The organism is Streptomyces sp. NPDC088915, from assembly GCF_044749825.1.
Classification (GTDB): domain Bacteria; phylum Actinomycetota; class Actinomycetes; order Streptomycetales; family Streptomycetaceae; genus Streptomyces.
In genome coordinates this window covers 343,612-368,102 of record NZ_JBIVIR010000002.1, presented here as the reverse complement: position 1 = coordinate 368,102, position 24,491 = coordinate 343,612, and the positions used below count along the sequence as shown (strand labels likewise).

Below are 24,491 nucleotides of genomic sequence, written 5' to 3'. Positions count from 1 at the left end.
CCCGGCTCAACCCGTCGTGAGCGCCCCCACGGGGGTCTCCGCGACGGAGTCGATCCGGGCCATCACGTCCTCGGCGCCGTACGGCCGCAGGTACGGCAGCCAGCGTGGGTCCCGGTGGCCGGTTCCGATGATCCGCCAGGCCAGGCCGGTCGGCGGGGCCGGTGGGTGGCGCAGCCGCCATCCGAGCTCGCGCAGGTGCCGGTCGGCCTTGACGTGGTTGCAGCGGCGGCAGGCGGCCACCACGTTCTCCCACGCGTGCGTGCCCCCGCGACTGCGCGGGATCACGTGGTCGACGCTGGTCGCGACGGCCCCGCAGTACGCGCAGCGCCCGCCGTCGCGGGCGAAGAGGGCCCGGCGGGTCAAGGGAACGGGCCCCCGGTAGGGGACCCGCACGAAGCGCTTCAGCCGCACCACGCTGGGCGCGGGGACGACTTGGGTCTCGCTGTGCAGGAAGGCGCCGGACTCCTCGAGGCAGAGAGCCTTGTTCTCCAGGACGAGGACGAGTGCGCGGCGGAGCGGTACGACGCCGAGCGGCTCGTACGACGCGTTGAGGACCAGGACATGCGGCACGGATGCCTCCTATGGCGCCGGCGGCGCGTGGCTCGCGCCGGGACGGACTGCCCCCAGTCTCTCCTCACGCCTGGTCGGAGCGCCACCACGTATCGGTATCGGGGTGAGGGGCCCGGGGTGTCGTCGACCACACCCGGGGTCACCGACCGCGTCGGCATCCCCTCCCTCCTTCCCGGGTGAGGTCCGTCTCTCCCCCGAACGGGACGACGGGACCGCGTCCGGCGTCCCGTTACTGTGGATGGCCTGCGTACGCGATGCCTGGAGGTTGTCCCTTGTCCTGGTCCGCCCTGGCGGCTGCCACCGAACCCGAACCCATGCCGGTGACCCTGGACGAGGCCGCGGAGCGGGCCACCAGCGCCGCCACCTGGGTGGAGGAGAACTGGTCCACCTGGCTGAACACCGGCCTGCGCATCCTCCTCATCCTGGTCGTCGCGCTGCTCCTGCGGATGGCCGTCCGCCGGGCCCTGACGAAGCTGATCGAGCGGATGAACCGCTCGGCGCAGGCGGTGGAGGGGACGGCCCTGGGCGGCCTCCTCGTCAACACCGAGCGGCGGCGGCAGCGCTCGGAGGCGATCGGGTCGGTGCTGCGCTCGGTGGCGTCCTTCCTGATCCTGGGCACGGCCGGCCTGATGATCCTCGGCGCCTTCAAGATCGACCTGGCGCCACTGCTGGCGTCGGCCGGTGTGGCCGGCGTGGCGATCGGTTTCGGTGCGCGGAACCTGGTGACCGACTTCCTCTCCGGCGTCTTCATGATCCTGGAGGACCAGTACGGCGTCGGCGACTCGGTCGACGCGGGCGTGGCCTCCGGCGAGGTCGTCGAGGTGGGTCTGCGGGTGACCAAGCTGCGCGGCGTGGACGGCGAGATCTGGTACGTGCGCAACGGTGAGATCAAGCGGATAGGCAACCTCAGCCAGGGCTGGGCGACGGCGGCCGTGGACGTGACGGTCCGGCCGACGGAGGACCTGGACCGGGTGCGGTCGGTGATCACCGAGGCGGCGGAGGCCATGGCCAAGGAGGAGCCGTGGAACGAGCGCCTGTGGGGTCCGGTGGAGGTCCTCGGCCTGAACGAGGTGCTGCTGGACTCGATGACGGTCCGGGTGGCGGCGAAGACGATGCCGGGCAAGGCGCTCGGCGTGGAGCGCGAGCTGCGCTGGCGGATCAAGCGGGGCCTGGACGAGGCCGGCATCCGGATCGTGGGCGGGCTCCCGGCCCCGGCCGAGGAGGCGGCGGCCGACCCGACGGCGGGCATGGCGGCCCCCTCGGTCTTCGCCAACGCGACCTCGCCGCAGTCGGCGGCGGCGACCCCGCTGCCGAAGGACCTCTCCAAGTAGCTCCCGGCGCCGTCTGTTCGAGCCCTCGTCCGAGGCCCCCGTCGGCAACGATTCCGTTGCCTCCGGGGGCTTCGTGCGTTCCCGGGTATTGACGGGCCGGTGACGGGCGACTTATTTTCCTTCCACTCAATAGGAAACTTTCCTAACAGTGCAAGGGCAGGTGCGCACCCCATGGCCGGTACGACTCCGGGGACCCCCGGCACGCCCCGCGTGCTGCGGGCCATGAACGACCGGGCCGCCCTGGACCTGCTCCTGGAGCACGGTCCCCTCTCGCGGACCCGGATCGGCAAGCTCACCGGGCTCTCCAAGCCGACCGCCTCCCAGCTCCTCGCCCGCCTCGAAGCGGCCGGGCTCGTCGTCGCCACCGGCACCACCGAGGGCCGCCCCGGGCCGAACGCCCAGCTCTACTCGGTGAACGCGCGCGCCGCGTACGCCGCGGGCCTCGACGTCACCGCCCGCCGCATCCGCGCCGCCGTCGCCGACGTCACCGGCGAGATCGTCGGCGAGTCCGAGCTGCCCACCCCCGGCCGCTCCGCCGCCGGGGTCGTCGGCCAGGTCACCGAGGTCCTCGACGGGGCCGTGAAGGCGGCCGGGATCGCCCGCGAGGACGTGCGGCGCCTGGTCATCGGCACCCCCGGCGCCTTCGACCCGGCCACCGGACGCCTGCGGTACGCCTCCCACCTGCCCGGCTGGCACTCCCCCACCCTCCTGGAGGAGCTGGCCGCCGCCCTGCCGATGCCGTTCGAGTACGAGAACGACGTCAACCTCGTCGCCCTGGCCGAGCAGCGCCTGGGCGCCGCCCGGGGCCACTCCGACTTCGCCCTGCTCTGGAACGAGGAGGGCATCGGCGCCGCCCTCGTCCTGGGCGGGCGGCTGCACCGGGGCTTCACCGGCGGCGCCGGCGAGGTCGGCTTCATGCCCGTGCCCGGCACCCCGCTCGTACGGCAGGTCGCCAAGGCCAACTCCGGCGGCTACCAGGAGCTCGCCGGGGTCCAGTCCGTGCCCCGGATCGCCCGCGCCCTCGGCATCGACACCCCCGAGCAGCCGTACGTGCCGGTGGCGTCCGGGCTGCTCGCGCACGCCGCCGGGGCGGCGGACGAGGACGCCCGGTACGCGGCCCTGCTCGACCGGTACGCCGAGCGGGTCGCCGTCGGCCTCTCCTCCGTCGTGGCCGTCCTCGACCCCGAGCTGATCGTGCTCTCCGGCGAGGTCCTCGTCTCCGGGGGCGAGCCCCTGCGCGCCCGCGTGCAGTCCGCGCTCGCCGACCTGGCCGCCTCCCGGCCGCGCCTCGTCCTCGCCGCCGTGCCCCGGCGTCCCGTCCTGCGCGGGGCCCTCGAAAGCGCCCTCGCCGCCACCCGCGACGAGGTCTTCGACACGTCCCGCTGACCCCCGCGTCCCCTCCGCCCCGCCCCAGGGAGAACCGTCATGCCCGTCCGCACGCGCAGAGCCGCCGCCGCGCTCGCCGCCACCGCCTCGCTCGCCCTCCTCGCCTCCGCCTGTACCGGCTCCACGGGCGACGCGGCAGCCGACGACCCGAACGCGGAGACGACGATCACCTTCTGGCACGGCTGGTCGGCGCCCGCCGAGGTCGAGGCGATCGAGGCCAACGTCGCCCGCTTCGAGAAGGCCCACCCGAACATCGAGGTGAAGCTCGTCGGCGGCATCAACGACGACAAGCTCGGCCAGGCCCTGCGCGCGGGCGGCTCGAACGGACCGGACGTCGTCTCCTCGTTCACCACGTCCAACGTCGGCAAGTTCTGCGCCTCGGGCGCCCTCGCGGACCTGAAGCCCTTCATCGAGAAGTCGAAGCTGGACCTGGACAAGACCTTCCCGAAGGTCCTCCAGGACTACACGCGGTTCGAGGGCCGGCGGTGCAGCCTGCCGCTGCTCTCCGACGCGTACGGGCTCTACTACAACAAGAACGCCTTCCGGCAGGCCGGGCTCGACCCCGAGGCCCCGCCGAAGACCTGGTCCGAGTTCACCGAGGTCGCGAAGAGGCTGACGAAGCCCAAGGGCGACTCGTACGAGCGGCTCGGCTTCATGCCGACCTACCTCGGCTACGAGACGGTCGTCTCGCACTACATGTCCCAGTGGAGGCACGGCGGGTACTTCGACCGGGACGGGAAGTCGACCGTCGCGAAGGACCCGGCGTTCGCCGCGATGATGACGTACCAGAAGTCCCTGGTGGACGCGCTCGGCGGATTCCGGAAGCTCGACAGGTACCGCACGACCTTCGGCGACGAGTGGGGGCCCGAGCATCCCTTCCACACCGGCCGGGTCGCCATGCAGCTCGACGGCGAGTGGCGGCTGAAGTTCGCCGAGGACGCGAAGCCCGGCTTCGAGATCGGCGTCGCGCCGCTGCCGGTCGCGGACGACGAGGTGGCCGAGTACGGCAAGGGCTACCTCTCCGGCACGATCATGGGCATCGCGCCGCGGAGCCGGAAGCAGAACGCGGCCTGGGAGCTGGTCAAGTTCATGACCACGGACACCGACGCCGTGGTGGCCTTCGCCCACGACATCGGCAACGTGCCCTCCACCCTGGAGGCGCTGAAGTCCCCGGACCTGAAGTTCGACCCGCGCTTCAAGACCTTCCTGGACATCGCCCGGCACCCCGCCTCCACCACCTCGGACGGCGCCGTCAACGGCTCCGCCTACCAGGACACCCTCCAGAAGTTCTCCCAGCGGTACGAGAAGGGGCAGGTCACGGACCTGAAGAAGGGGCTCGCCGACACCGCCGCCCAGATCGACCGCGACATCGCCGCGGCGAAGTGACGGCCGGACACCGCCCATGAGCACGGACACCCTGCCCGCGAAGGAGACGGCCGCCCCGGCCGCCCCCTCCCCCGGGGGACGGAACACGCTGCGGTCCAGGCGCCGCCGCGACGCGCTGCGCACCCTGGCGTTCCTGTCGCCCTGGCTGATCGGATTCGGCGTCTTCTTCGTCTATCCGCTCGTCTCCACCGTCTACTTCTCCTTCATGCGGTACGACGGCCTCAACCCGCCCGAGTGGCGGGGCCTCGACAACTGGTCGTACGTCTTCACCGACTTCCCGCAGTTCTGGCCGGCCCTGCGCAACACCCTCTGGCTCTGCGTCGTCATGGTCGCCTGCCGGGTCGTCTTCGGCCTCGGCACCGGCCTGCTGATCACGAAGATCAAGACGGGTGCCGGGATCTTCCGGACCCTCTTCTACCTGCCGTACCTGGCCCCGCCGGTGGCCGCCACGCTCGCCTTCGTCTTCCTGCTCAACCCCGGCACAGGACCGGTCGACGCGCTCCTGGAGACGGTCGGGCTGCCCGCCCCCTCCTGGTTCACCGACCCGGCCTGGTCCAAGCCGGCCCTCACCGCCCTCGCCGTGTGGGGCGTCGGCGACCTCATGGTCATCTTCATGGCCGCGCTGCTCGACGTGCCGAAGGAGCAGTACGAGGCCGCCGAACTGGACGGCGCCTCCCCCCGGCAGCGGTTCCGGCACATCACGCTGCCCAACATCGCGCCGATCGTCCTCTTCGCGGTGGTCACCGGGATCATCGGCGCGACGCAGTACTACACGCAGCCGATCGTGGCCTCCAAGGTCGCCTCGGGCGTGATGGGCGGCTCCGGCACCACCTTCGTCCCCGGCTACCCGGACGACTCCACGCTCACCCTGCCGCAGCTCGTCTACAGCCTCGGCTTCAGCCAGTTCAACTACGGCGCCTCCTGCGTGGTGGCCCTGGTGCTCTTCGTCTTCTCCATGGCCTTCACCGCGCTCCTGATGCGCCGGCGCGGCGGCCTGATCGGCTCGGGTGACTGAACCATGACGACCCTCACCGCCACCGCCCCGACCCCCGAGGGGAAGCGGGCCCGGCGCAAGGCGCTGCTGCACTGGATCGCCGTGCACGCGCTCGGCGTCGCCGCCGCCCTGTTCTTCGTGCTCCCGTTCGTCTTCGTGTTCCTGACCTCCCTGATGGGCGACCAGCAGGCGCTCACCCGGGACCTGACGCCGAACTCCTGGCACTGGGACAACTACGTCCGGGTCTTCGAGACCGAGGGCTTCCTCACCTGGTGGCGCAACTCCCTGCTGTACGCCGGGCTCGGCACCGTCCTCGTCGTGGTGTCCTCGGTCCCCGTCGCGTACGCGCTCGCCAAGTTCCGCTTCCGGGGCCGCCACCTGTCGATGCTGCTCGTCATCTCGATGATGATGCTGCCGCCGCAGGTCGTGATCATCCCCATGTACCTGTTCTGGGCGAAGCAGATGGACCTCTCCGGCACCCTGTGGCCGCTGATCGTCCCGATGGCGTTCGGGGACGCCTTCGCCGTCTTCCTGCTGCGCCAGTTCCTCCTCACGATCCCCGACGAGTACGTGGAGGCCGCCCGGATCGACGGGTGCGGCGAACTGCGCACCCTGCTCAGGATCGTGGTCCCGATGGCCAGGCCCGGGATCGCCGCCGTGGCCCTCTTCCAGTTCTTCTACTGCTGGAACGACTACTTCGGGCCGCAGATCTACGCCTCCGAGAACCCCGGCGCCTGGACCCTGAGCTACGGCCTGGAGTCCTTCAAGGGCGCGCACCACACCGACTGGAACCTGACCATGGCCGCGACCGTCCTGGTCATGGCCCCCGTGATCCTCGTCTTCTTCTTCGCCCAGAAGGCGTTCGTCGAGGGAGTCACACTGACCGGAGTGAAGGGCTGAACCACACATGAAGCTCACTGTCGTGGGGGGCGGTTCCACCTACACCCCCGAACTGATCGACGGGTTCGCGCGGCTGCGCGACACCCTGCCCGTCACCGAACTCGTCCTCGTCGACCCGGCCGCCGACCGGCTCGACCTGGTCGGCGGACTCGCCCGGCGGATCTTCGCCAGGCAGGGGCACGACGGGCGGATCACCACCACCTCCGACCTCGACGCCGGGGTCGAGGGCGCCGACGCCGTCCTGCTCCAGCTCCGGGTCGGCGGACAGGCCGCCCGCGAGAAGGACGAGACCTGGCCGCTGGAGTGCGGCTGCGTCGGCCAGGAGACCACCGGCGCCGGCGGCCTCGCCAAGGCGCTGCGCACGGTCCCGGTGGTCCTGGACATCGCCGAGCGGGTCCGGCGCACCAACCCGGACGCCTGGATCATCGACTTCACCAACCCCGTCGGCATCGTGACGCGGGCCCTGCTCCAGGCCGGGCACCGGGCCGTCGGCCTGTGCAACGTGGCCATCGGCTTCCAGCGCAAGTTCGCCGCCCTCCTGGACGTGGCCCCGGCGGACGTGCACCTGGACCACGTCGGGCTCAACCACCTGACGTGGGAGCGCGCGGTACGGATCGGGGGCCCCGGCGGCGAGAACGTGCTGCCCCGGCTGCTCGCCGAGCACGGCGACGCGATCGCGGACGACCTGCGGCTGCCGCGCCCGGTCCTTGACCGGCTCGGCGTCGTCCCCTCGTACTACCTGCGCTACTTCTACGCGCACGACGAGGTGGTGCGGGAGCTGGGCGAGAAGCCCTCGCGGGCCGCCGAGGTCGCCGCGATGGAGAAGGAGCTCCTGGAGATGTACGGGGACCCGGCGCTCGACGAGAAGCCGGCCCTGCTCGCCAAGCGCGGCGGCGCCTTCTACTCGGAGGCGGCCGTGGACCTGGCGGCCGCCCTCCTGGGCGGGGGCGGTTCGCCGCACCAGGTGGTGAACACGTACAACAACGGCACGCTGCCGTTCCTGCCGGACGACGCCGTGATCGAGACGCAGGCGGCGGTCGGCCCGGAGGGCGCGGCGCCGCTGCCGGTCACGCCGGTGGACCCGCTGTACGCCGGTCTGGTCGCGAACGTGACGGCCTACGAGGACCTGGCCCTGGAGGCGGCGCTGCGCGGCGGCCGGGACCGGGTCTTCAAGGCGCTGCTCGCGCACCCGCTGATCGGGCAGTACGCGTACGCCGACGGCCTCACGGACCGGCTGATCGCGCACAACCGGGAGCACCTCGCGTGGGCGTGAACGGGAACCTCCCCGCGGCGGACGCGGGGACGCTCCTCGCGGTCGACGCGGGGAACAGCAAGACCGACGTCGCGGTCCTCTCCGGGGACGGTCACGTCCTCGGGGCGGCCCGGGGCGGCGGGTTCCAGCCCCCGCTGGTGGGGGTGGCGACGGCGGTGGACGGGCTCGCGGAGACCGTGGCGCGGGCGTGCGCCGACGCCGGGGTGCCGGCGGAGTTCGCGCACGTCACGGCCTGTCTCGCCAACGCCGACCTGCCCGTGGAGGAGGCCGCGCTCCGGGACGAGGTGCTCTCCCGGGGCTGGAGCCGGTCCGTGCGGGTGCACAACGACACCTTCGCCGTCCTGCGGGCCGGGGTCGACGGGCCCCGGGGCGTGGCGGTGGTGTGCGGGGCCGGGATCAACTGCGTCGGGATGACCCCGGACGGGCGGACCGCCCGCTTCCCCGCGATCGGGAAGATCTCCGGGGACTGGGGCGGTGGCGGCGGCATGGCCGACGAGGCCCTGTGGTGCGCGGCGCGCGGCGAGGACGGGCGCGGCGGGCCGACCGAGCTGTCGCGGGCGCTGCCCGCGCACTTCGGCCTGGAGACGATGTACGCGCTGATCGAGGCCCTGCACCTGGGCCGGATCCCGATGGAGCGGCGGCACGAACTGGCGCCCGTGCTCTTCCGGGTGAGTGCGGCGGGCGATCCGGTCGCGCTGTCGCTCGTGCACCGGCTGGCGGAGGAGGTCGTGGCCATGGCGTCGGTGGCGCTCGGACGGCTGGGACTGCTCGACGAACCGGCGCCGGTGCTGCTGGGCGGCAGCGTGCTGGCCGCGCGCCACCCGCAGTTGGAGGAACGTGTCCGCGCGCTCCTGGCGGTACGGGCGCCGAAGGCGGCGGTCGGCTTCGTGACGGCGCCGCCGGTCCTCGGGGCGGGGCTCCTCGCCCTGGACGAGCGGGCGGCGGACCCGTCGGCCGCGGCGCGGCTGCGGGAGCACTACGGGGTGTGAACGGGCCCGGGTGTGCTCCGGGGCGTGAGGGGTGGGGGTGCGGGGTGTCTCCGGTGGGTCCGACCGGGGCGCCCCGCACGCATGTTCACCTGTTCGAGCGACGTCCGGGCCGGAACCGATCCCGGACCGGGGACGTATTCAAGGTGAGGGGGCTCTCCCGCGGACACGGGGGAGGCATGGGGCACGATAGGAGCCGTCAGGAACAAGATCCAGTCAATCCCGGTGTGCGGAAGGGCCCGTGCGGCCATACTGCTCGCCGGGGTGGTCCACCACCGGGGCCGGTCCGCCGGCGCTCCGGGGCGGGCCCTCCTGTCAGCGACCGAGGGGGAGGTCAAGTGACACAGCAGCCGAACCCGCCGGCCGAACCGGCGGTGCGGAGCACGGGCCCGGCGCCCGCGCGCCCGGTCGGCGTGCCCGCGCAGCCGTCGCCGGTCCGGCCGTCGCCCGCGCCGCCCGCCGGTCCGCCCGCGGGGCGCGGGGCCTGGGCCGTGGGGCGGGAGCGGCTGCGGACGGCCACGACGACCGAGCCCGGCCGGCTCCAGATCCTCGGGGCCGTACTGGCTCTGCTCGTCGTCGCGTTCGGGGCCGTCACCGCCCTGGAGGTCACCGGCCGGGCCTCCGCCGCCGACGACGTCGTGGGCCGCAGCCAGCCGCTGAGCGCCGACGCCGCCGCCCTCTACCGCTCCCTCGCCGACGCCGACACCACCGCCGCCGGCGGCTTCCTCGCCGGCACCCTGGAGCCGGCCGCGTCGCGCGAGCGGTACGCGAAGGACATCGCGACCGCCTCCCGGCTCCTGGTCAAGGCCGCGGCGAACACGGACGGTTCGCCGGAGTCCGCCCGCGAGATCACCGTCCTGGGCGAGCAGCTCCCGCGCTACACGGGCCTCGTGGAGCGCGCCCGGGCCGCCAACCGGCAGGGCCTGCCGCTGGGCGGCGCCTATCTGCGGTACGCCAACCAGCAGATGACCACCGTCCTGCTGCCCGCCGCCGAGCGGCTGTACGCGGCGGAGACGGAGCGGCTCCACCGGGACGACGACGCGGCCCGCGCCCGGCCCCACGCCTCGCTCGCGCTCGGCCTGGTCGCCCTCGCCGTCCTCGGCTGGGCCCAGCGCCGCACCTACGTCCGCACCCACCGGGTCTTCAACCACGGGCTGCTCGCCGCCACCGCCGCCACCGCCGCCGTCCTGCTCTGGCTGCTCGCCGCGCACACCGTCGCCCGGACCGGGCTGGACGACGCGCGGGCGCACGGGCAGGAGTCCCTCCAGGTCCTCAACACGGCCCGGATCAGCTCGCTCACCGCCCGCGCCAACGAGAACCTGACCGTGGTCGCCCGGGGCGCCGTCCTCACCGAGGACGGCAAGGGCGACAAGTACGAGGCCGACTACACGGCGGGCATGGGCGCCCTGACGGAGGCGCTCGACTCGGCGCGGAAGCTCGCCGACGACGACGCGGGCCGGGACCCCGTCGAGGAGTCCGCCGCCCGCGCGGGCGAGTGGCGGCAGCGCCACAAGGAGGCGCGGGCCGCGGACGACGCCGGCGACTACGAGGGCGCGCTCGACCGGATCGTCGGCGCGAAGGGGTCCACCGGGCAGTCCTTCGACCAGGTCGACGCGGCCCTGGAGCGGGCCCTCGCGCACGAGCAGGCCGAGTTCACCCGCTCCGCCGGGGACGCCCGGGGCGCCCTGACGGGGCTGCCCCTGGGCGCGGCGGCCCTCGGGATCCTGGGGGCGGCGGGCGCCGTGCTCGGCGTCAACCGCAGACTGTCGGAGTACCGGTGAGAGGGGGAGGGATGTCCGAGGGCACGGAGCCGCTGGTGCGGCGGGCGGCGCGGCGGCTGCGCGGCTGGGGCGGAGTGGCGGCCATGGCCGTCGCCTGCGGGCTCACCGCCTCGCTCACCCTGCTCCCGCTGGCCCGGGAGGAGGGCGGCGCGGCGGCCGCGCCCGGCGCGGGCGTCGGCGGCGTCGGCATCGGCGGCGGTGCCGGTGTCGGCGTCCAGGTCAAGGCGGACACCTGCCGGAACCCGGAGGCCTCCCTCACGCCCTCCACGGAGGACGGGCCGGCGATCCGCGCCGTCAAGGAGCGCGGGAAGCTGATCGTCGGCGTCGACCAGTCCAGCTACCGCTGGGGCTACCGGAACCCGGAGAAGGGCGTCCTGGAGGGGTTCGACATCGCCCTCGCCCGGGCCGTCGCCAAGGGCGTCCTCGGCGACGAGAACGCCGTGATCTTCCGCGCGATCCCCACCAACCAGCGGATCGCCGCCCTGGACAGCGGCAAGGTCGACCTCGTCGTGCGCACCATGACGATCAACTGCAAGCGGATCGAGCAGGTCGCCTTCTCCACCGCCTACTTCCAGGCCGGGCAGCAGGTCCTGGCGCCCAAGCGCTCGGACATCACCGGCTACGACCCCTCGCTGCGCGGCAAGCGGGTCTGCACCGCCGAGGGCTCCACGGCCCACGAGGCCCTGGAGGAGAACTCCTTCGGCGCCGTCTTCGAGGACGAGGGCGACGGCACCAAGGACGACAAGGACCTGCTGACCGTCCCCAACCAGCTGGACTGCCTGGCCCGGCTCCAGCTGGGCGAGGTGGACGCCGTCGTCACCGACAACGCCCTCGCGGCCGGCCAGGCCGCCCAGGACCCGGCGGTGGAGCTGAAGGGGAAGCCGTTCACGAAGGAGTACTACGGGGTGGCGGCCAAGCTGGGCAACGACGACCTGGTGCGCCGGGTCAACCACGTCCTGGTGGGGTACCGGCAGGGCCCCTGGCAGGCGGCGTACAGACAGTGGCTGGAGAAGGACCTGCCCGGGATATCCGGGCCGCCCGCTCCCCTGTACAAGTAGCCGCCGCGTGCGGCCCCTGCACATCAAGAGTCCTTGTACACATGGCGGAAGAGGTGACCGATGGGCGTCACGGGACCCCCTGGGCCGGTGATGGACCGGGACGAGGTGGACCGTGCGCTGGCGCGGCTCGGCGCCGAGCACAAGGCGGTCGAGGACTCGCTCCTCGCGCTCCAGGACCACGCGGGCCGCAGGCTCCTCGAAGGGGCCGGGCTGACCGGCACGACGCGGGAGCGCTGGGCGGTGGCCGAGCGGACCATCACCCTGCTCTGGACCTGCTTCGACGTGTACACCGACGCCCTGCGGGAGGCCCGTGAGGTGCGGGCGCGGCGCCGCTGGCCCGGCCGGGAGGAGCTGGTGGAGCTGACCGACCGGCTGCGCGGCGAGAGCGTCCTCGTGCCGGGCGGCGCGGGGGAGGAGGCGCTGCTGTCCGAGCGCTTCACCCTGGAGGGCCTGGTCCGGCGGATGAACGAGCTGTACGCCGCCTCGCTCGACCTGGTGGTCACCGCCGACGCCGTCTGGTCGGCGCTGCCCGCCCGGATAGACCTGCTCGCCGCCGAGCTGGGCCGGACGCGGTCCCTCGCGCACTCGGTGGGCGTGCGGCCGGGCGAGCACCCGGCCGGGGACGAGCTGGAGGAGATCACGGCCGAGCTGGGCCTGCTGCGCTCCCAGGTGATCACGGACCCGCTGGCCTTCTGGCGGCCGGCGGCGGGGAGTTCGGCGCCCGGCGGGGGCCGCCCCGACACCGGGCGGTACGACCGGGCCGCGCTGGCCCTGGAGGACGTGCGGCGCGAGATCGAGGCCGTCCTCGCGGTCCGGCAGGACTCCGAGGACCGGCTGCTCCGCCTGCGGGACGTGCTGTCGCGGGCGGACCGGACGCTCGCCGAGGCGCGGGCCGCGCGCGGCGAGGTCCTCGCGAAGATCGCCGCCTCCGAGGTGCCGGCCGTCAGCGGGCCGCCGACGGCGCTCCAGGAGCGGCTCGTGGCCGCCGCCGAGTACCGCAGGCACGCCCAGTGGCACCGGCTCTCCCCGCTCCTGGACTCCCTGGAGCGGGAGGCGGAGGACGAACTGCTGCGGGCCCGCGAGTCGTTGACGGCGGTCACCGCGCCGCTCGCGGTCCGGGCGGAGCTGCGCGGCCGGCTCGACGCGTACAAGGCGAAGGTGGCGCGGCTCGGCGGGGCGGAGGACCCGCTCCTGGTCGAGCGGTACGACACGGCCCGGCGGATGCTGTGGAGCGCGCCCTGCGACCTGCGGGTCGCGGAGGAGGCGGTGCTGCGCTACCAGCGGGCGGCGGCCGAGGTGCTGTCCGCCCCCGGGGGCGCGGAGGGCGCGGGGAACGCGGAAGGCGCGGGAGGACGGCAGTGGTGAGCGGGGAGACGGGCGTGGGGAGCTGCCAGCGTCCCTCGTGCGAGGGCTCGTACGAGGACATGGGGGGCGGCGAGCTGTACTGCGACACCTGCGGGCTCGCGCCGGTCGTCGCGCCCGGCGGGATGATCGGCTCGTCGCCGACCGGGATGGCCGTGCCCGGCCGGTCCTCCCGCACAGGGACGGGCGGGGCGGACTCCGGTTCCTCGCGGAGCGGTTCGCGGGCCTCGTCGCGCACCTCGTCCCGCTCCTCGACCTCGCGCCGGTCGGTCTCGGGCCGGCTGTCGCGCTCGCTCTCCGGGGGGTCCACGGGCCGCTCGGTGTCGGTGCGCAGCTCGGGCACGTCGACCGGGCAGTCCGCCCGGAACCGGCTCGGCGCGGGCCTGGTCTCGATCCCGGAGGTGCCGCGCCCCGACCCGCGGGCCGCGGTGATGGAGAACCCCGAGGTCCCCGAGCGCAAGCGGTTCTGCTCGCGCTCCGACTGCGGGGCCCCGGTGGGCCGCGCGCGGGGCGACCGGCCGGGCCGCACGGAGGGCTTCTGCACGAGCTGCGGGCACCCGTACTCCTTCGTGCCGAAGCTGCGCGCCGGGGACATCGTCCACGGCCAGTACGAGGTGGCGGGCTGTCTCGCGCACGGTGGCCTGGGCTGGGTCTACCTCGCCGTCGACCGGGCCGTCTCGGACCGCTGGGTCGTCCTCAAGGGCTTGCTCGACACCGGCGACCAGGACGCCATGGCGGCGGCGATCTCCGAGCGCCGCTTCCTCGCCGAGATCGAGCACTCCAACATCGTCCGGATCTACAACTTCGTCGAGCACCTCGACCAGCGGACCGGCTCCCTGGACGGCTACATCGTCATGGAGTACGTCGGCGGCAAGTCGCTCAAGGAGATCGCCAACGGGCGGCGGACGCCCGAGGGCCGGCGCGACCCGCTGCCGGTGGAGCAGGCCTGCGCGTACGGGATCGAGGCCCTGGAGGCGCTCGGGCACCTGCACAGCCGGAACCTGCTGTACTGCGACTTCAAGGTCGACAACGCCATACAGACCGAGGACCAGCTGAAGCTCATCGACATGGGCGCGGTCCGGCGGATGGACGACGACGAGTCGGCGATCTACGGCACGGTCGGCTACCAGGCGCCGGAGGTGGCCGAGGTCGGCCCCTCGGTGGCCAGCGACCTGTACACGGTGGCGCGCACGCTGGCCGTGATGACCTTCGACTTCCAGGGCTACACGAACGTCTTCGCGGACTCGCTGCCCGACCCGGAGAACATCGCGGTCTTCCGGACGTACGAGTCGTTCTACCGCTTCCTGGTCCGCGCCACCGACCCGGATCCGGCGCGCCGGTTCGCCTCCGCTCAGGAGATGGCCGAGCAGCTGACGGGCGTGCTGCGGGAGGTGGTGGCGGTCCAGTCGGGGCGGCCGCGGCCGGCGCTGTCGACGCTGTTCGGCACGGAGGTGCGGGTCACGGACACGGAGCTGTTCGCCGAACCGACCGAGGACGTGTCCCTGCTGGGGGCCCGGCGGGTCCGGAGGGGCGGGAGGGGCCGGAAGGCGCTGTCCGGGCCGGGGGGCGCCGCCGGTGCGGCGGCCGTGCCGGGGACGGGAGCCGGGCCGGGGCCGGGGGTCGGGCCTGTGACGGGGTTCGGGCCGGGGGCCGGGCTCGGGGGGCTGCTCGCGTCGCTCGACGCGCCCGCCACCGCGCTCGCGCTGCCCGTGCCGCACGTCTCCCCCGCCGACCCCAACGCCGGTTTCCTCGCCGGTCTGGCCGCCGCCGCGCCGGGCGAGCTGCTCGGGGCGCTCCAGGCCGCGCCCGCGCCCTCGGTCGAGCTGCGGCTCCGCACCCTGCGGGCCCAGCTGGAGCTGCGGGACCTGCCGGCCGCCGCCCGGACCCTCGCCGGTCTGGAGGAGCGGGACCCGGACGACTGGCGGGTCGTCTGGTACCGGGGCGTGGCCTCGCTGGTGACCGGGGACCACGAGCACGCGGCGCTCGCCTTCGACGCGGTGTACGACGCCTTCCCGGGCGAGCCGGCGCCGAAGCTGGCCCTGGGGATCTGCGCCGAGGTCCTCGGCCAGCTCGACAACGCCGCCGAGTACTACCGCCTGGTGTGGACGACCGACCCCGGTTTCGTCAGCGCGGCCTTCGGCCTCGCCCGGGTGCGGCTCGCGACGGGCGACCGCGCCGGAGCCGTACGGGCCCTGGAGTCCGTGCCCGAGGCGTCGATCCACTACACGGCGGCCCGGGTCGCGGCCGTGCGGGCGCGGCTGCGGCGGCGCCTCCCGTCCGAGCCGCTCGGCGCCGACCTGACGGCGGCCGCCGCGCAGGTCTCGGCGCTCCAGGGCTTCGGTCTGGACGCGGTGCGCCGGGAGCGGTTGTCGACGGAGGTCCTCGGAACGGCCCTCGACTGGGTACTCTCCGGGAGTCCCGGTGCGGCACCGGGCGGCGGCGCGCTGCTGCTCGGGAGCGAACTGGACGAGCGCGGACTGCGCTTCGGCCTCGAACGCGCGTACCGGGTGCTGGCCCGGCTCGCCCAGCAGGGCGGGGAAAGGATCGAACTGGTGGAGCGTGCCAACCGCTTCCGCCCCCGGACGTGGGTGTGAGGATGTCCCAGAAGCCGAAGCCGTCGCACGGACTCGCCGCGTGCCCGGGCTGCGCGGAGCCGCTGGAGTCGGGTGACCGGTTCTGCGGCGCGTGCGGCTACGACCTGTCGGCCGCGCCGGCCGCCGAGACCGGTCCCGACCGCCCGACCGTGGCGATCGGCACCCCGGTGAGCTGGCCGGACGCCCCGCCGCGCGAGCCCGGATCGCTCTCGACCATGACCCAGCACCCCGGCGACCTGCCGGGCACCGACTCGGGCGGCCACGACCTGCCGGCGCCCGGTGCCCCCGCCGCCGGGGACTTCGAGCTGGCCGCGCCCGATCCCCGGGCCGCCGTACGGGTCGACGACCCGGCCCCGGCCCCCGCGCCCGTACCGGCGTCGGCCCAGGCCCAGGCCCCGGCCCCGAATCCGGCGGCGGCGCCCGTCGGGCTCTGCGTGGCCTGCCGGGCCGGGCGGGTGGACACCGACGGGTACTGCGAGAACTGCGGGCACGCGCAGCCCCGCGAGCGCGACCACATGGAACGGGAGCTCGGCGGCGTGGCCGCCGTCAGCGACCGGGGGCTGCGCCACCACCGCAACGAGGACGCGTTCGCCGTCTCCTCGACCACCCTGCCCGACGGCTCCCCCGCCACCCTCGCCGTCGTCTGCGACGGCGTCTCCTCGGCGACCCGCCCCGACGAGGCCTCCGCCGCCGCCGCGGAGGCGGCCGGCGCCGCGCTGTGCGCCGCGCTGCCCCGGGGCACGCACCCGCAGCAGGCGATGCACGAGGCGATCGTCGCCGCCTCCCAGGCCGTCAACTCCCTCGCGGAGCCGGCCGGGGAGGGCGACCCCCACCGCAACGCGCCCGCGTGCACCATCGTCGGCTCCGTCGTCGCGGACGGCCTGCTCGTCGTGGGCTGGGTCGGCGACAGCCGTGCCTACTGGGTGCCGGACGACCGCGCCACCCCGGCCGCCCGGCTCACCGAGGACGACTCGTGGGCCGCGCAGATGGTCGCGGCGGGCCTGATGAGCGAGGCCGAGGCGTACGCGGACGAGCGCGCCCACGCGATCACCGGCTGGCTCGGCGCCGACGCGTACGAACTGGACCCGCACACCGTCGCGTTCAAGCCGGACCGCTCCGGCGTGGTGGTGGTCTGCACGGACGGCCTGTGGAACTACGCGGAGGGCCCCGAGGACATGGCCCGGGTCGTCCCGTCCGACGCGGCGGACCGCCCGCTGCACAGTGCCCGGGTCCTGGTCGGGCACGCCCTGGACGGCGGGGGCCACGACAACATCACGGTCGCGCTCGTCCCGTTCGCCGTCCCCCCGCAAGGGGCGGGATCCGCCTGAGCCGGTCGCCGGCCCCGTCCCTCCACTCCCCCGTCGTTGCCCTGTCGCCGTTGCCCGAGGAGCCGAACTCATGGCGAACTTCTCCAAGCCGACCGCGCCCCGGTTCTCGGTGGACGTGTACCAGAACGAGTTCCTGCCGGAGGGCGGCCGGGACGTGAGCGCGATCGTCACGGTCACCTCGACCGGGGGCGGCGCCCTCGGCGCGGGCGCGGGCGGCCACGGTGCGGCCGGTGTCGTGATCATGGTCGACTGCTCCGGCTCGATGGACTACCCGGCCACCAAGATGCGCGGGGCGCGGGAGGCGACCGCCGCCGCCGTCGACACCCTGCGCGACGGCACCTCCTTCGCCGTCGTCGCCGGCACGCACGTGGCGAAGGAGGTCTACCCGGGGAACGGACGGCTCGCCGTCGCCGACGCCCGCACCCGGGCCGAGGCCAAGGAGGCGCTGCGCCGGCTCTCCGCGGGCGGCGGCACGGCGATCGGCACCTGGCTGCGCCTCGCGGACCGGCTGCTCTCCTCCGCCGACCTCACCATCCGGCACGGCGTCCTGCTCACCGACGGGCGCAACGAGCACGAGTCCCCGGAGGAGCTGCGGGCCGCGCTCGACGCCTGCGCGGGCCGGTTCACCTGCGACGCGCGCGGGGTCGGCACCGACTGGGAGGTCAAGGAGGTCACCGGGATCGCCTCGGCGCTCCTCGGCACCGCCGACATCGTCGCCGACCCGGCCGGTCTCGCGGCCGACTTCACGGCGATGATGGAGCAGGCGATGGGCAAGGGCGTGGCGGACGTCGCGCTGCGCCTGTGGACCCCGGTCGGGGTCGAGATCGCGTTCGTGAAGCAGGTGGCGCCGACGGTCGAGGACCTCACCGGGCGGCGCGCCGACGCCGGGCCGCGCGCCGGGGACTACCCGACGGGCTCGTGGGGCGACGAGTCCCGCGACTACCACGTGAGCGTGCGGGTGCCGCGGGCCGCGGTCGGCCAGGAGATGCTCGCCGCCCGGGTCTCCCTGATCGCCCCGGACCCGGCGGGCGGCGACGCGCGCCCGCTGTCCCAAGGGCTGGTACGGGCGGTGTGGACGGACGACCTGGCGATGTCTACGGCGATCAACCCGCAGGTGGCGCACTACACGGGCCAGGCCGAGCTGGCGGACGCCATCCAGGAGGGCCTGGATGCCCGCAAATCGGGCGATCACGACGGCGCGACGGCCAAACTGGGGCGTGCCGTGCAGCTCGCGGCGGCCTCCGGCAACGCGGATACGGCGAAACTGCTTTCGAAGGTGGTCGACGTGGTCGACGCGGTGGCGGGTACTGTGCGTTTGAAGGCGAAGGTCGCCGAAGCGGACGAGATGACACTCGAGACCCGCTCCACGAAGACCGTTCGCGTCAAGAGGTAGCCCGGCCACCGGGCCGGACGACGAGAGGGGGAAGCACCGACATGCCGACCTGCCCGAACGGACACCAGTCGGTCTCCGACGACTGGTGCGAGGTCTGCGGCCATCTCATGGCCGGGGCGGGTGCGCCGACGGGTGCCGTACCGCCGCCTCCCCCGCCGCCGCCCCCCGCGTACGGATACCCCGGCCCCGGTGGCCCGGGCGGTCCCGGTGGCCCTGGCGGCCCCGGTCAGCCTCCGGCGGGCCCTCCGCCGGGCGCGCCCGGCGGCCCGGGTGCCCACGGCGGACCCGGTGCTCCCGGCGGCCCGAACGGTCCGGGCGGCCCCGGTGGTCCGGGGGCTCCTGGTGGTCCGGGGGCTCCTGGTGGTCCGGGTCCGTACGGCGGTCCGGGCGGTCCCGGTGGTCCGGGCCCGTACGGCAATCCGGGCGGCCCTGGCGCGCCCGGCGGTCCCGGTCCGTACGGCGGGCCGAACGGTCCCGGTACTCATGGCGGTCATGGCGGTCATGGCGGTCCGAACGGTCCGGGTGCCCCCGGTGGCCCTGGCGCGCCCGGCGGTCCGGGCCCGTACGGCGACCCGAACGGTCCCGGTGCTCACGGCGGTCCGAACGGCCCCGGCGACCCGAACCGTCCCCCCGTCCCCGGCGGCTTCGGGTCCGGTGGTGATCCGAACGCCACCGCCCAGGCGGAGCTGTGCCCGCAGTGCCGCACGCCGCGCGAGCACATGGCGCCCTTCTGCGAGGAGTGCCGCTGGAACTTCCTCACGAACACGGCGACCTCGTACACGCCGGTGGCCCCGTCCAACCTCCCGCCGCGCCAGCCCGGTCCGCCGCCCGGCCTGAACCTGCCGCCGGGCTTCCGGACCCCGCCGCCGGGGGCCCCGCAGCAGCCGGACCCGTTCGGGTACCAGGGCTCGCGGCCCTCGCAGGTGAACCGGCCCGCCGAGCCGCTCGGCGCCGAGCCCACCCACCACCAGGCCCCGCCGCAGCAGCAGCGCCCGCAGGAGCAGCCGCACCAGCCGCACCAGCCGTCGGGGCCTCCGCAGCCGTCCCAGCAGCAGGCGCCGCCCTCGTACCTCCAGGCGCCCGCCCAGGCTCCGGCGCCGCCCGCGCCGCCGCAGCCGCGTGCGGACGACGACTGGCTCCTGCCGCCGCCGTCGCAGCACCAGCCGCCGCAGGCGCCCCCGCAGCACCAGGGACCGCCGCCCCAGCAGCACCAGGCGCCCCAGCCGCCTCCGCAGCAGTTCCAGCCGCAGCCGCCGCAGGCGCCCCGGAGCTGGAGCGCGGTCGTCGGTCCCGACCGCGCGTACTTCATGGCGATGATGCAGCGCAGCGGTCCGGAGGCCACGGGCCTGAACCTGCCCGCGTACTCCCCGGACAAGCACCTGCCGCTCCAGGGCAACCAGATCTCCATCGGCCGCCGTCGGCACTCCACCGGCGAGTCCCCCGACATCGACCTGTCGGTGCCGCCGGAGGACCCGGGGGTCTCGCACCAGCACGCGGTCCTGGTGCAGCAGCCGGACGGCTCGTGGGCGGTGGTGGACCAGAACTCCACCAACGGCACCACGATCAACGGCGGTGAGGAGCCGATCCAGCCCTACGTCCCCGTCCAGCTCCAGGACGGCGACCGGGTGCACGTCGGCGCCTGGACCACGATCACGATCCGCCAGGACTGACCCCGCGAAGGGGCCGGGGCCGGGGGTCCTGGACCTCCGGTCCTAGGCCGGGGCATCTGAGACGATGGAGCGGTGAGCGAGATTCCCGGGGAAACGGCACAGGAGCGGACCTTCTACGAGCAGGTCGGCGGCGAGGAGACGTTCCGCCGTCTCGTCCACCGCTTCTACGAGGGCGTCGCGGAGGACCCGCTGCTGCGCCCGATGTACCCCGAGGAGGACCTCGGCCCCGCCGAGGAGCGCTTCGCCCTCTTCCTGATCCAGTACTGGGGCGGGCCCCGCACCTACAGCGACCGCCGGGGCCACCCCCGCCTCCGGATGCGCCACGCCCCGTTCACCGTGGACCGGGCCGCCCACGACGCCTGGCTCCGCCACATGCGGACCGCCCTGGACGAGCTGGACCTCGCCCCCGCGTACGAGGCGGAGCTGTGGCGGTACTTCACCTACGCCGCCGCCTCGATGGTGAACACGGCGGGGTAGCCGCCTCCCCCTCCCGGAGTGACGCATTCCGGAGCCGGGACACCGGATAACGGTCACGATCGGGTCAAGGTGCGCCCGCAAGCGGTTTCCAGCCGTACGTGGACTCTGAAAGCATCCGTAAGGAGTTTCGGGGGCGTTCGGAATGCGTTCGACGCGCACACCGTGATCAGGGCGGCCAGGGGGACGGGTGACGGGGTTCGTATTTCTGCGTGTCAGGGCGCACCGGCTGCTGCTCGCCGCCGCGCTGCTCTCCGTGCTCCTGACCACCACGGTCCTCGCCACCCTCGCCGCCTTCTCCGGCGCGATCGGGGACGCCGCCCTCCAGGCGGGCCTGCGCGGCCGGTCCGCGGCCGCCGCCTCGCTCCTCGTCGGCGGACAGGTGGCCCCCGGGAAGCGGGCCGGTGCCGACGCCGCCGTGCGCGACGGGATGCGGGCGTCCTTCGACGGGCTGCCGGTGACCGTGCTGCGGCTCGAACGCTCGGGGCCGTACGCCCTGCCCCGGAGCCTCCAGCCGGCCGCCGCCCGCAAGGGCGATCCCGACCTCACCCACTTCGCCGCGCTCGACCGCTCGCGGCTCGCCCTCGTCCGGGGCGCCTGGCCCTCGGCCGCCCGGACCGGCGGCACGGTCGAGACGGCGCTGCCCGAGGAGGCGGCCCGGCGCCTGAAGGTCGGCCCCGGCACCGTGCTCGACCTCACCGACCGGCTCACCGACCGGCGGCTGAAGGCCCGGATCACCGGCGTCTACCGGCCCGTCGACACCGCCGACCTCTACTGGCAACTCGACCAGGCGGGCGGGCGGGGCGTGCGGACGGTCGCGTTCACGACGTACGGGCCGCTGCTCGCCGACCCGGCCGTCCTCGCCTCCGGGGCGCTGAGCCCCGGCGACACCTCCTGGCTCGGCACCGCCGACTTCACCGGCTTCACCACGGACCGGATGGACGCCCTGCGCGCCGCCGCGACCGAGGGCCCGAAGGCGCTGGCCGAGAACCGGGCGGCGTTCGGCGCGACGGTCTCGGCGTCCACCGCGCTGCCGGCCGTCCTCGACCGGACCGGGCGGGCCCTGCTCGTCTCCCGCTCGACCCTGCTGATCGTCGCCGTGCAGCTGGTGCTGCTCGCCGCGTACGCGCTGCTGCTCGTCGCCCGGCTGCTCAGCACCGAGCGCTCCGGCGAGACGGCCCTGCTGCGGGCGCGCGGCGGCTCGCGGCGCCGGATCGCCGGGCTCGCCGCCGCCGAGGCCCTGCTGCTCGCCCTGCCGGCGGCGCTCGCGGCCCCGCTCCTGTCCGGGCCGCTGACCCGGCTCTTCGCCGAGCGGTCCGCCCTCTCCTCGCTCGGGGTGCGGCTCGACACCTCGCCCTCGCTCCCGGTGTGGCTGGTCGCGGCCGTGGTGGCGCTGTGCTGCGCGGCGGCCGTCGTGGCACCCGCGCTCGCCGCCGGGGACGACGCGGCCGTCTCGCTGCGCAAGGCCCGCTCGGCGTCGCTGCCCGGTCCGGTGCGGGCCGGGGCGGACCTCGGTCTGCTCGCCGTCGCGGCCGTCGCGTACTGGCAGCTCCAGCGGCCCGCCGCCGCGGGCGGCACCCTCGGCGCGGACGGGGACGGCGGGGGCTCGATCGACCCCGTGCTCGTCGCCGCGCCCGCCCTCGCCCTGCTCGCCGGGACCGTCCTGACGCTGCGGCTGCTGCCGCCCGCCGCCAGGCTGGCCGAGCGGCGCGCGGCCGCCGGGCGCGGGCTCTCCGCCGCCCTCGCCGGCTGGCAGTTCAGCCGCCGGCCGCTGCGGGGCGCGGGCCCCGTCCTCCTGCTCGTCCTCGCCGTGGCGATGGGGATGCTGGCCATCGGGCAGAGCGGCTCGTGGGAGCGTTCGCAGCGCGACCAGGCCGACTTCCGGGCCGGTACGGACGTCCGCGTCCTGAGCCCCGGCCCCGCCGAGGCCACGCAGACCGAGCGCCTGGGCGCCGTGCCGGGCGTCGCGGCCGTGGCGGCCGTGCACCGCGCCACCACGGACGTGTCCGGCCGGAACGCCACCGTCCTCGCCGTGGACACCCGCGAGGCCGCGGGCGGCCTGCTCCTGCGCCCCGACCTCGCCGGCACCACGGCCCCCTCGCTCCTCGCCCCGCTGGCCCCGGAGGGCGGCCCGCGCCCCGGGCTCGCGCTCCCCGCCGGGACCCGCGCGCTCACCGTGGACCTGCGGGCCGCCGCACCGGCGGGCAGCGGGGCCTCCCGGGTCACGGCCCTCCTGGAGGACCCGAGCGGCGTCCCGTACCGGCAGGCCCTGGGCACCCTGCCCTCCGACGACCGCGCCCACCGGCTGACCCTCGACCTCGGCGCCCTCACCGGGGCGTCCGGCACCGGCGCGTCCGGCGGCGACGGCGGTCGCGGCTCCGACGGCCTGCTCACCCTCACCGGCCTGGAGCTCGACGGCCGGATCGTGGAGAAGCCGCACCACATCCGTACCGTCCGGGTCGAACGCCTCGCCACCACCGGGGCGGACGGCGGCACGCGGACGCACTCCCCCGCGGAGGTCCTCGTCGGCTGGTCGTCCGGCGTCGAGCAGACCGAGAGCGACGGGGGACGGAAGAGCGGCACCGCGGCCGGCGACCCGGGCCCGGCCGGAACCGGCGGCCCCGCCCCGTACGCCGTCTCGTTCGGGGTCGACGGCACGCACGACGATGACGACGACAGCTATCCGGCACCGAAGGAGTACGCCCTGCGGATGGAGGCCCCCGCGCCGAAACCGCCCGCGCGGCTGCCCGCCGTGGCGACCCGGGCCTTCATGACGGCGACCGGCGACGGGCCCGGCGACACCGTGGAGGTCACCGTCGACGGCCTGCGGGTCCCCGTCGTCGTCGACCGGGTGGTCGAGGAGCTGCCGACCACCGGGCCGGCCGCCCCGACGGCCTCCGCCGGCCCGTCGGTGACCGCCCCGGCGGACGGCGGCGCGGTCCTCGTCGACCTGGTCACCGTCAACCGGTACCTGGCCGGGTCCGGCGACGGGACCCTGACCGTGCCGGCCACCGAGTGGTGGCTGACCACCGCCCCGGGGAGGACGGCCGAGGTCGCCGCCGCCCTGCGGGCCCGCCCCGACGCGGACCCGACCCAGGTGCTCGTACGCGACGAGATGGCCGCCGAACTCCTCGGCGACCCGCTCGGCGCGGGCCCCAACGCGGCCCTGATGGCGGTGGCCGCGGCCGCCGCCGCGCTCGCCGCCGTCGGCTTCGCGGTCGGCTCGGCCGGTGCGATGCGGGAGCGGTCCGCCGAGTTCGGGGTGCTGCGGGCGCTCGGCACGCCGCAGCGGCGCCTCGCCCGGCTGATCGCCGCCGAACAGGGGCTGCTCATCGGCATCGGCCTGCTCGTCGGCATCGGGCTCGGCACGGTCCTGGCCCGGGCGGTCGTCCCGCTCGTCGTCCTCACCGGCCAGGCCGCCCGCCCCGTCCCGCCGGTCCTGGTGGAACTCCCCCTCGCCCGGGTCGCCCTGCTCGTCGCCGGGGTCGCCGCCCTCCCCCTGGCCATCGTCGCCGTGATCGCCCTGCGCCGCACGGACCCGGTCGTGACCCTGCGCCACCAGGGGGCGAGCTGATGCCGGCGCGCGGGGAGGACGAGACGAGGGGCGGGTCCCGGGGCCCCGACGCGGACGGGTCTCCGGACCAGGCACCGGACAGGGCCTCCGACCCGGGAAGTTCCTCCGCTCCGGGCGGACCCTCCGGCCCGGGAGGGGTGCCGGGTTCCGACGCGAACGGGTCTCCGGACCAGGCACCGGACAGGGCCTCCGGCCCGGGAGGGACGCAGGGTCCCGGCGCGAAGCCGGGTTCCGACGCGAAGCCGGATCCCGACGCGGACAGCGCGCCAGGACGGCCCCCGCACGGGACGCCCGGCCGGATCCCGGACGGGACGCCGGGCCCTGGTACGGGCGGCACGCCTGTCCGGACCCCGGACGGCACACCGGGCCCGGCACCGGACGGCACACCCGGCCCGACCCCGGACGGCGCCACCGGCCCCGCCGAGACGCCC

Annotated in this window: 16 protein-coding genes and 1 pseudogene; 16 read left to right on the top strand and 1 reads right to left on the bottom strand. The window is 75.2% G+C overall.

From position 1 onward, the window contains the following. Window positions 1-6: 6 nt before the first annotated feature. A complete protein-coding gene (locus ACIP5O_RS05220) occupies window positions 7-570 on the bottom strand; it encodes an HNH endonuclease (RefSeq protein ID WP_356541074.1) in 564 nt (187 codons plus the stop codon). A 254-nt stretch (window positions 571-824) separates the two neighbouring features. On the opposite strand from ACIP5O_RS05220, the gene ACIP5O_RS05215 reads away from it, so the two are divergent. The 16 genes and pseudogenes from ACIP5O_RS05215 to ACIP5O_RS05140 all read left to right on the top strand — a co-directional run bounded on the left by ACIP5O_RS05215 (window position 825) and on the right by ACIP5O_RS05140 (window position 24,060). Further along, complete coding sequence (locus ACIP5O_RS05215; protein WP_401288779.1) at window positions 825-1,901, top strand: mechanosensitive ion channel family protein; 1,077 nt, start codon at window positions 825-827, stop codon at window positions 1,899-1,901. 171 nt (window positions 1,902-2,072) lie between these two features. Further along, window positions 2,073-3,287 carry an ROK family transcriptional regulator gene (locus ACIP5O_RS05210; protein ID WP_356541072.1) on the top strand — a complete coding sequence of 405 codons (1,215 nt, stop codon included), beginning with the start codon at window positions 2,073-2,075 and terminating at the stop codon, window positions 3,285-3,287. A gap of 39 nt (window positions 3,288-3,326) precedes the next feature. Next, on the top strand, window positions 3,327-4,673 hold the full coding sequence (locus ACIP5O_RS05205; protein WP_401288776.1) for an ABC transporter substrate-binding protein: 1,347 nt from the start codon (window positions 3,327-3,329) through the stop codon (window positions 4,671-4,673). A 16-nt stretch (window positions 4,674-4,689) separates the two neighbouring features. Continuing rightward, window positions 4,690-5,688, top strand: a complete 999-nt coding sequence (locus ACIP5O_RS05200; RefSeq protein ID WP_401288774.1) for a carbohydrate ABC transporter permease — start codon at window positions 4,690-4,692, stop codon at window positions 5,686-5,688. 3 nt (window positions 5,689-5,691) lie between these two features. Continuing rightward, window positions 5,692-6,567: a carbohydrate ABC transporter permease gene (locus tag ACIP5O_RS05195; protein WP_401288771.1), complete on the top strand. Its 876-nt coding sequence runs from the start codon at window positions 5,692-5,694 to the stop codon at window positions 6,565-6,567. 7 nt (window positions 6,568-6,574) lie between these two features. Further along, window positions 6,575-7,840, top strand: a complete 1,266-nt coding sequence (locus ACIP5O_RS05190) for a 6-phospho-beta-glucosidase (protein WP_401288768.1) — start codon at window positions 6,575-6,577, stop codon at window positions 7,838-7,840. Beyond that, window positions 7,831-8,829, top strand: coding sequence for an N-acetylglucosamine kinase (locus ACIP5O_RS05185; RefSeq protein WP_401288766.1), 999 nt, complete (start codon window positions 7,831-7,833; stop codon window positions 8,827-8,829). The genes ACIP5O_RS05190 and ACIP5O_RS05185 overlap by 10 nt, the downstream gene beginning before the upstream one ends. 335 nt (window positions 8,830-9,164) lie before the next feature. Beyond that, window positions 9,165-10,607 carry a hypothetical protein gene (locus ACIP5O_RS05180; protein WP_401288764.1) on the top strand — a complete coding sequence of 481 codons (1,443 nt, stop codon included), beginning with the start codon at window positions 9,165-9,167 and terminating at the stop codon, window positions 10,605-10,607. Window positions 10,608-10,618: 11 nt separating this feature from the next. Beyond that, the gene (locus ACIP5O_RS05175; protein WP_401288761.1) at window positions 10,619-11,665 is read left to right on the top strand and encodes a glutamate ABC transporter substrate-binding protein; all 1,047 of its coding nucleotides are present in this window, start codon (window positions 10,619-10,621) and stop codon (window positions 11,663-11,665) included. A gap of 60 nt (window positions 11,666-11,725) precedes the next feature. Beyond that, window positions 11,726-13,030, top strand: a complete 1,305-nt coding sequence (locus ACIP5O_RS05170; RefSeq protein WP_401288759.1) for a hypothetical protein — start codon at window positions 11,726-11,728, stop codon at window positions 13,028-13,030. A 59-nt stretch (window positions 13,031-13,089) separates the two neighbouring features. Further along, window positions 13,090-15,621 (top strand): tetratricopeptide repeat protein, encoded by a 2,532-nt coding sequence (locus ACIP5O_RS05165; protein ID WP_401289350.1) that lies wholly within the window; start codon window positions 13,090-13,092, stop codon window positions 15,619-15,621. A 2-nt stretch (window positions 15,622-15,623) separates the two neighbouring features. Further along, window positions 15,624-16,949, top strand: a complete 1,326-nt coding sequence (locus ACIP5O_RS05160) for a PP2C family serine/threonine-protein phosphatase (RefSeq protein ID WP_401288757.1) — start codon at window positions 15,624-15,626, stop codon at window positions 16,947-16,949. 70 nt (window positions 16,950-17,019) lie between these two features. Further along, the gene (locus ACIP5O_RS05155; protein WP_401288754.1) at window positions 17,020-18,342 is read left to right on the top strand and encodes a VWA domain-containing protein; all 1,323 of its coding nucleotides are present in this window, start codon (window positions 17,020-17,022) and stop codon (window positions 18,340-18,342) included. Window positions 18,343-18,935: 593 nt separating this feature from the next. Continuing rightward, window positions 18,936-20,012, top strand: a pseudogene (locus tag ACIP5O_RS05150) (FHA domain-containing protein); the annotation flags it as partial. Between the two features lie 72 nt (window positions 20,013-20,084). Beyond that, on the top strand, window positions 20,085-20,489 hold the full coding sequence (locus tag ACIP5O_RS05145) for a globin (RefSeq protein ID WP_401288752.1): 405 nt from the start codon (window positions 20,085-20,087) through the stop codon (window positions 20,487-20,489). A gap of 187 nt (window positions 20,490-20,676) precedes the next feature. Then, window positions 20,677-24,060 (top strand): FtsX-like permease family protein, encoded by a 3,384-nt coding sequence (locus ACIP5O_RS05140; RefSeq protein ID WP_401288749.1) that lies wholly within the window; start codon window positions 20,677-20,679, stop codon window positions 24,058-24,060. Window positions 24,061-24,491: the final 431 nt, after the last annotated feature.

What these genes read in the sequence shown, in the direction of transcription:
- ACIP5O_RS05190 (WP_401288768.1), top strand. Translation starts at nt 6,575, where the DNA reads ATGAAGCTCACTGTCGTGGGGGGCGGTTCCACCTACACCCCCGAACTG.
- ACIP5O_RS05195 (WP_401288771.1), top strand. Translation starts at nt 5,692, where the DNA reads ATGACGACCCTCACCGCCACCGCCCCGACCCCCGAGGGGAAGCGGGCC.
- ACIP5O_RS05200 (WP_401288774.1), top strand. Translation starts at nt 4,690, where the DNA reads ATGAGCACGGACACCCTGCCCGCGAAGGAGACGGCCGCCCCGGCCGCC.
- ACIP5O_RS05155 (WP_401288754.1), top strand. Translation starts at nt 17,020, where the DNA reads ATGGCGAACTTCTCCAAGCCGACCGCGCCCCGGTTCTCGGTGGACGTG.
- ACIP5O_RS05160 (WP_401288757.1), top strand. Translation starts at nt 15,624, where the DNA reads ATGTCCCAGAAGCCGAAGCCGTCGCACGGACTCGCCGCGTGCCCGGGC.
- ACIP5O_RS05170 (WP_401288759.1), top strand. Translation starts at nt 11,726, where the DNA reads ATGGGCGTCACGGGACCCCCTGGGCCGGTGATGGACCGGGACGAGGTG.
- ACIP5O_RS05205 (WP_401288776.1), top strand. Translation starts at nt 3,327, where the DNA reads ATGCCCGTCCGCACGCGCAGAGCCGCCGCCGCGCTCGCCGCCACCGCC.
- ACIP5O_RS05215 (WP_401288779.1), top strand. Translation starts at nt 825, where the DNA reads ATGCCTGGAGGTTGTCCCTTGTCCTGGTCCGCCCTGGCGGCTGCCACC.
- ACIP5O_RS05210 (WP_356541072.1), top strand. Translation starts at nt 2,073, where the DNA reads ATGGCCGGTACGACTCCGGGGACCCCCGGCACGCCCCGCGTGCTGCGG.
- ACIP5O_RS05165 (WP_401289350.1), top strand. Translation starts at nt 13,090, where the DNA reads ATGGGGGGCGGCGAGCTGTACTGCGACACCTGCGGGCTCGCGCCGGTC.
- ACIP5O_RS05175 (WP_401288761.1), top strand. Translation starts at nt 10,619, where the DNA reads ATGTCCGAGGGCACGGAGCCGCTGGTGCGGCGGGCGGCGCGGCGGCTG.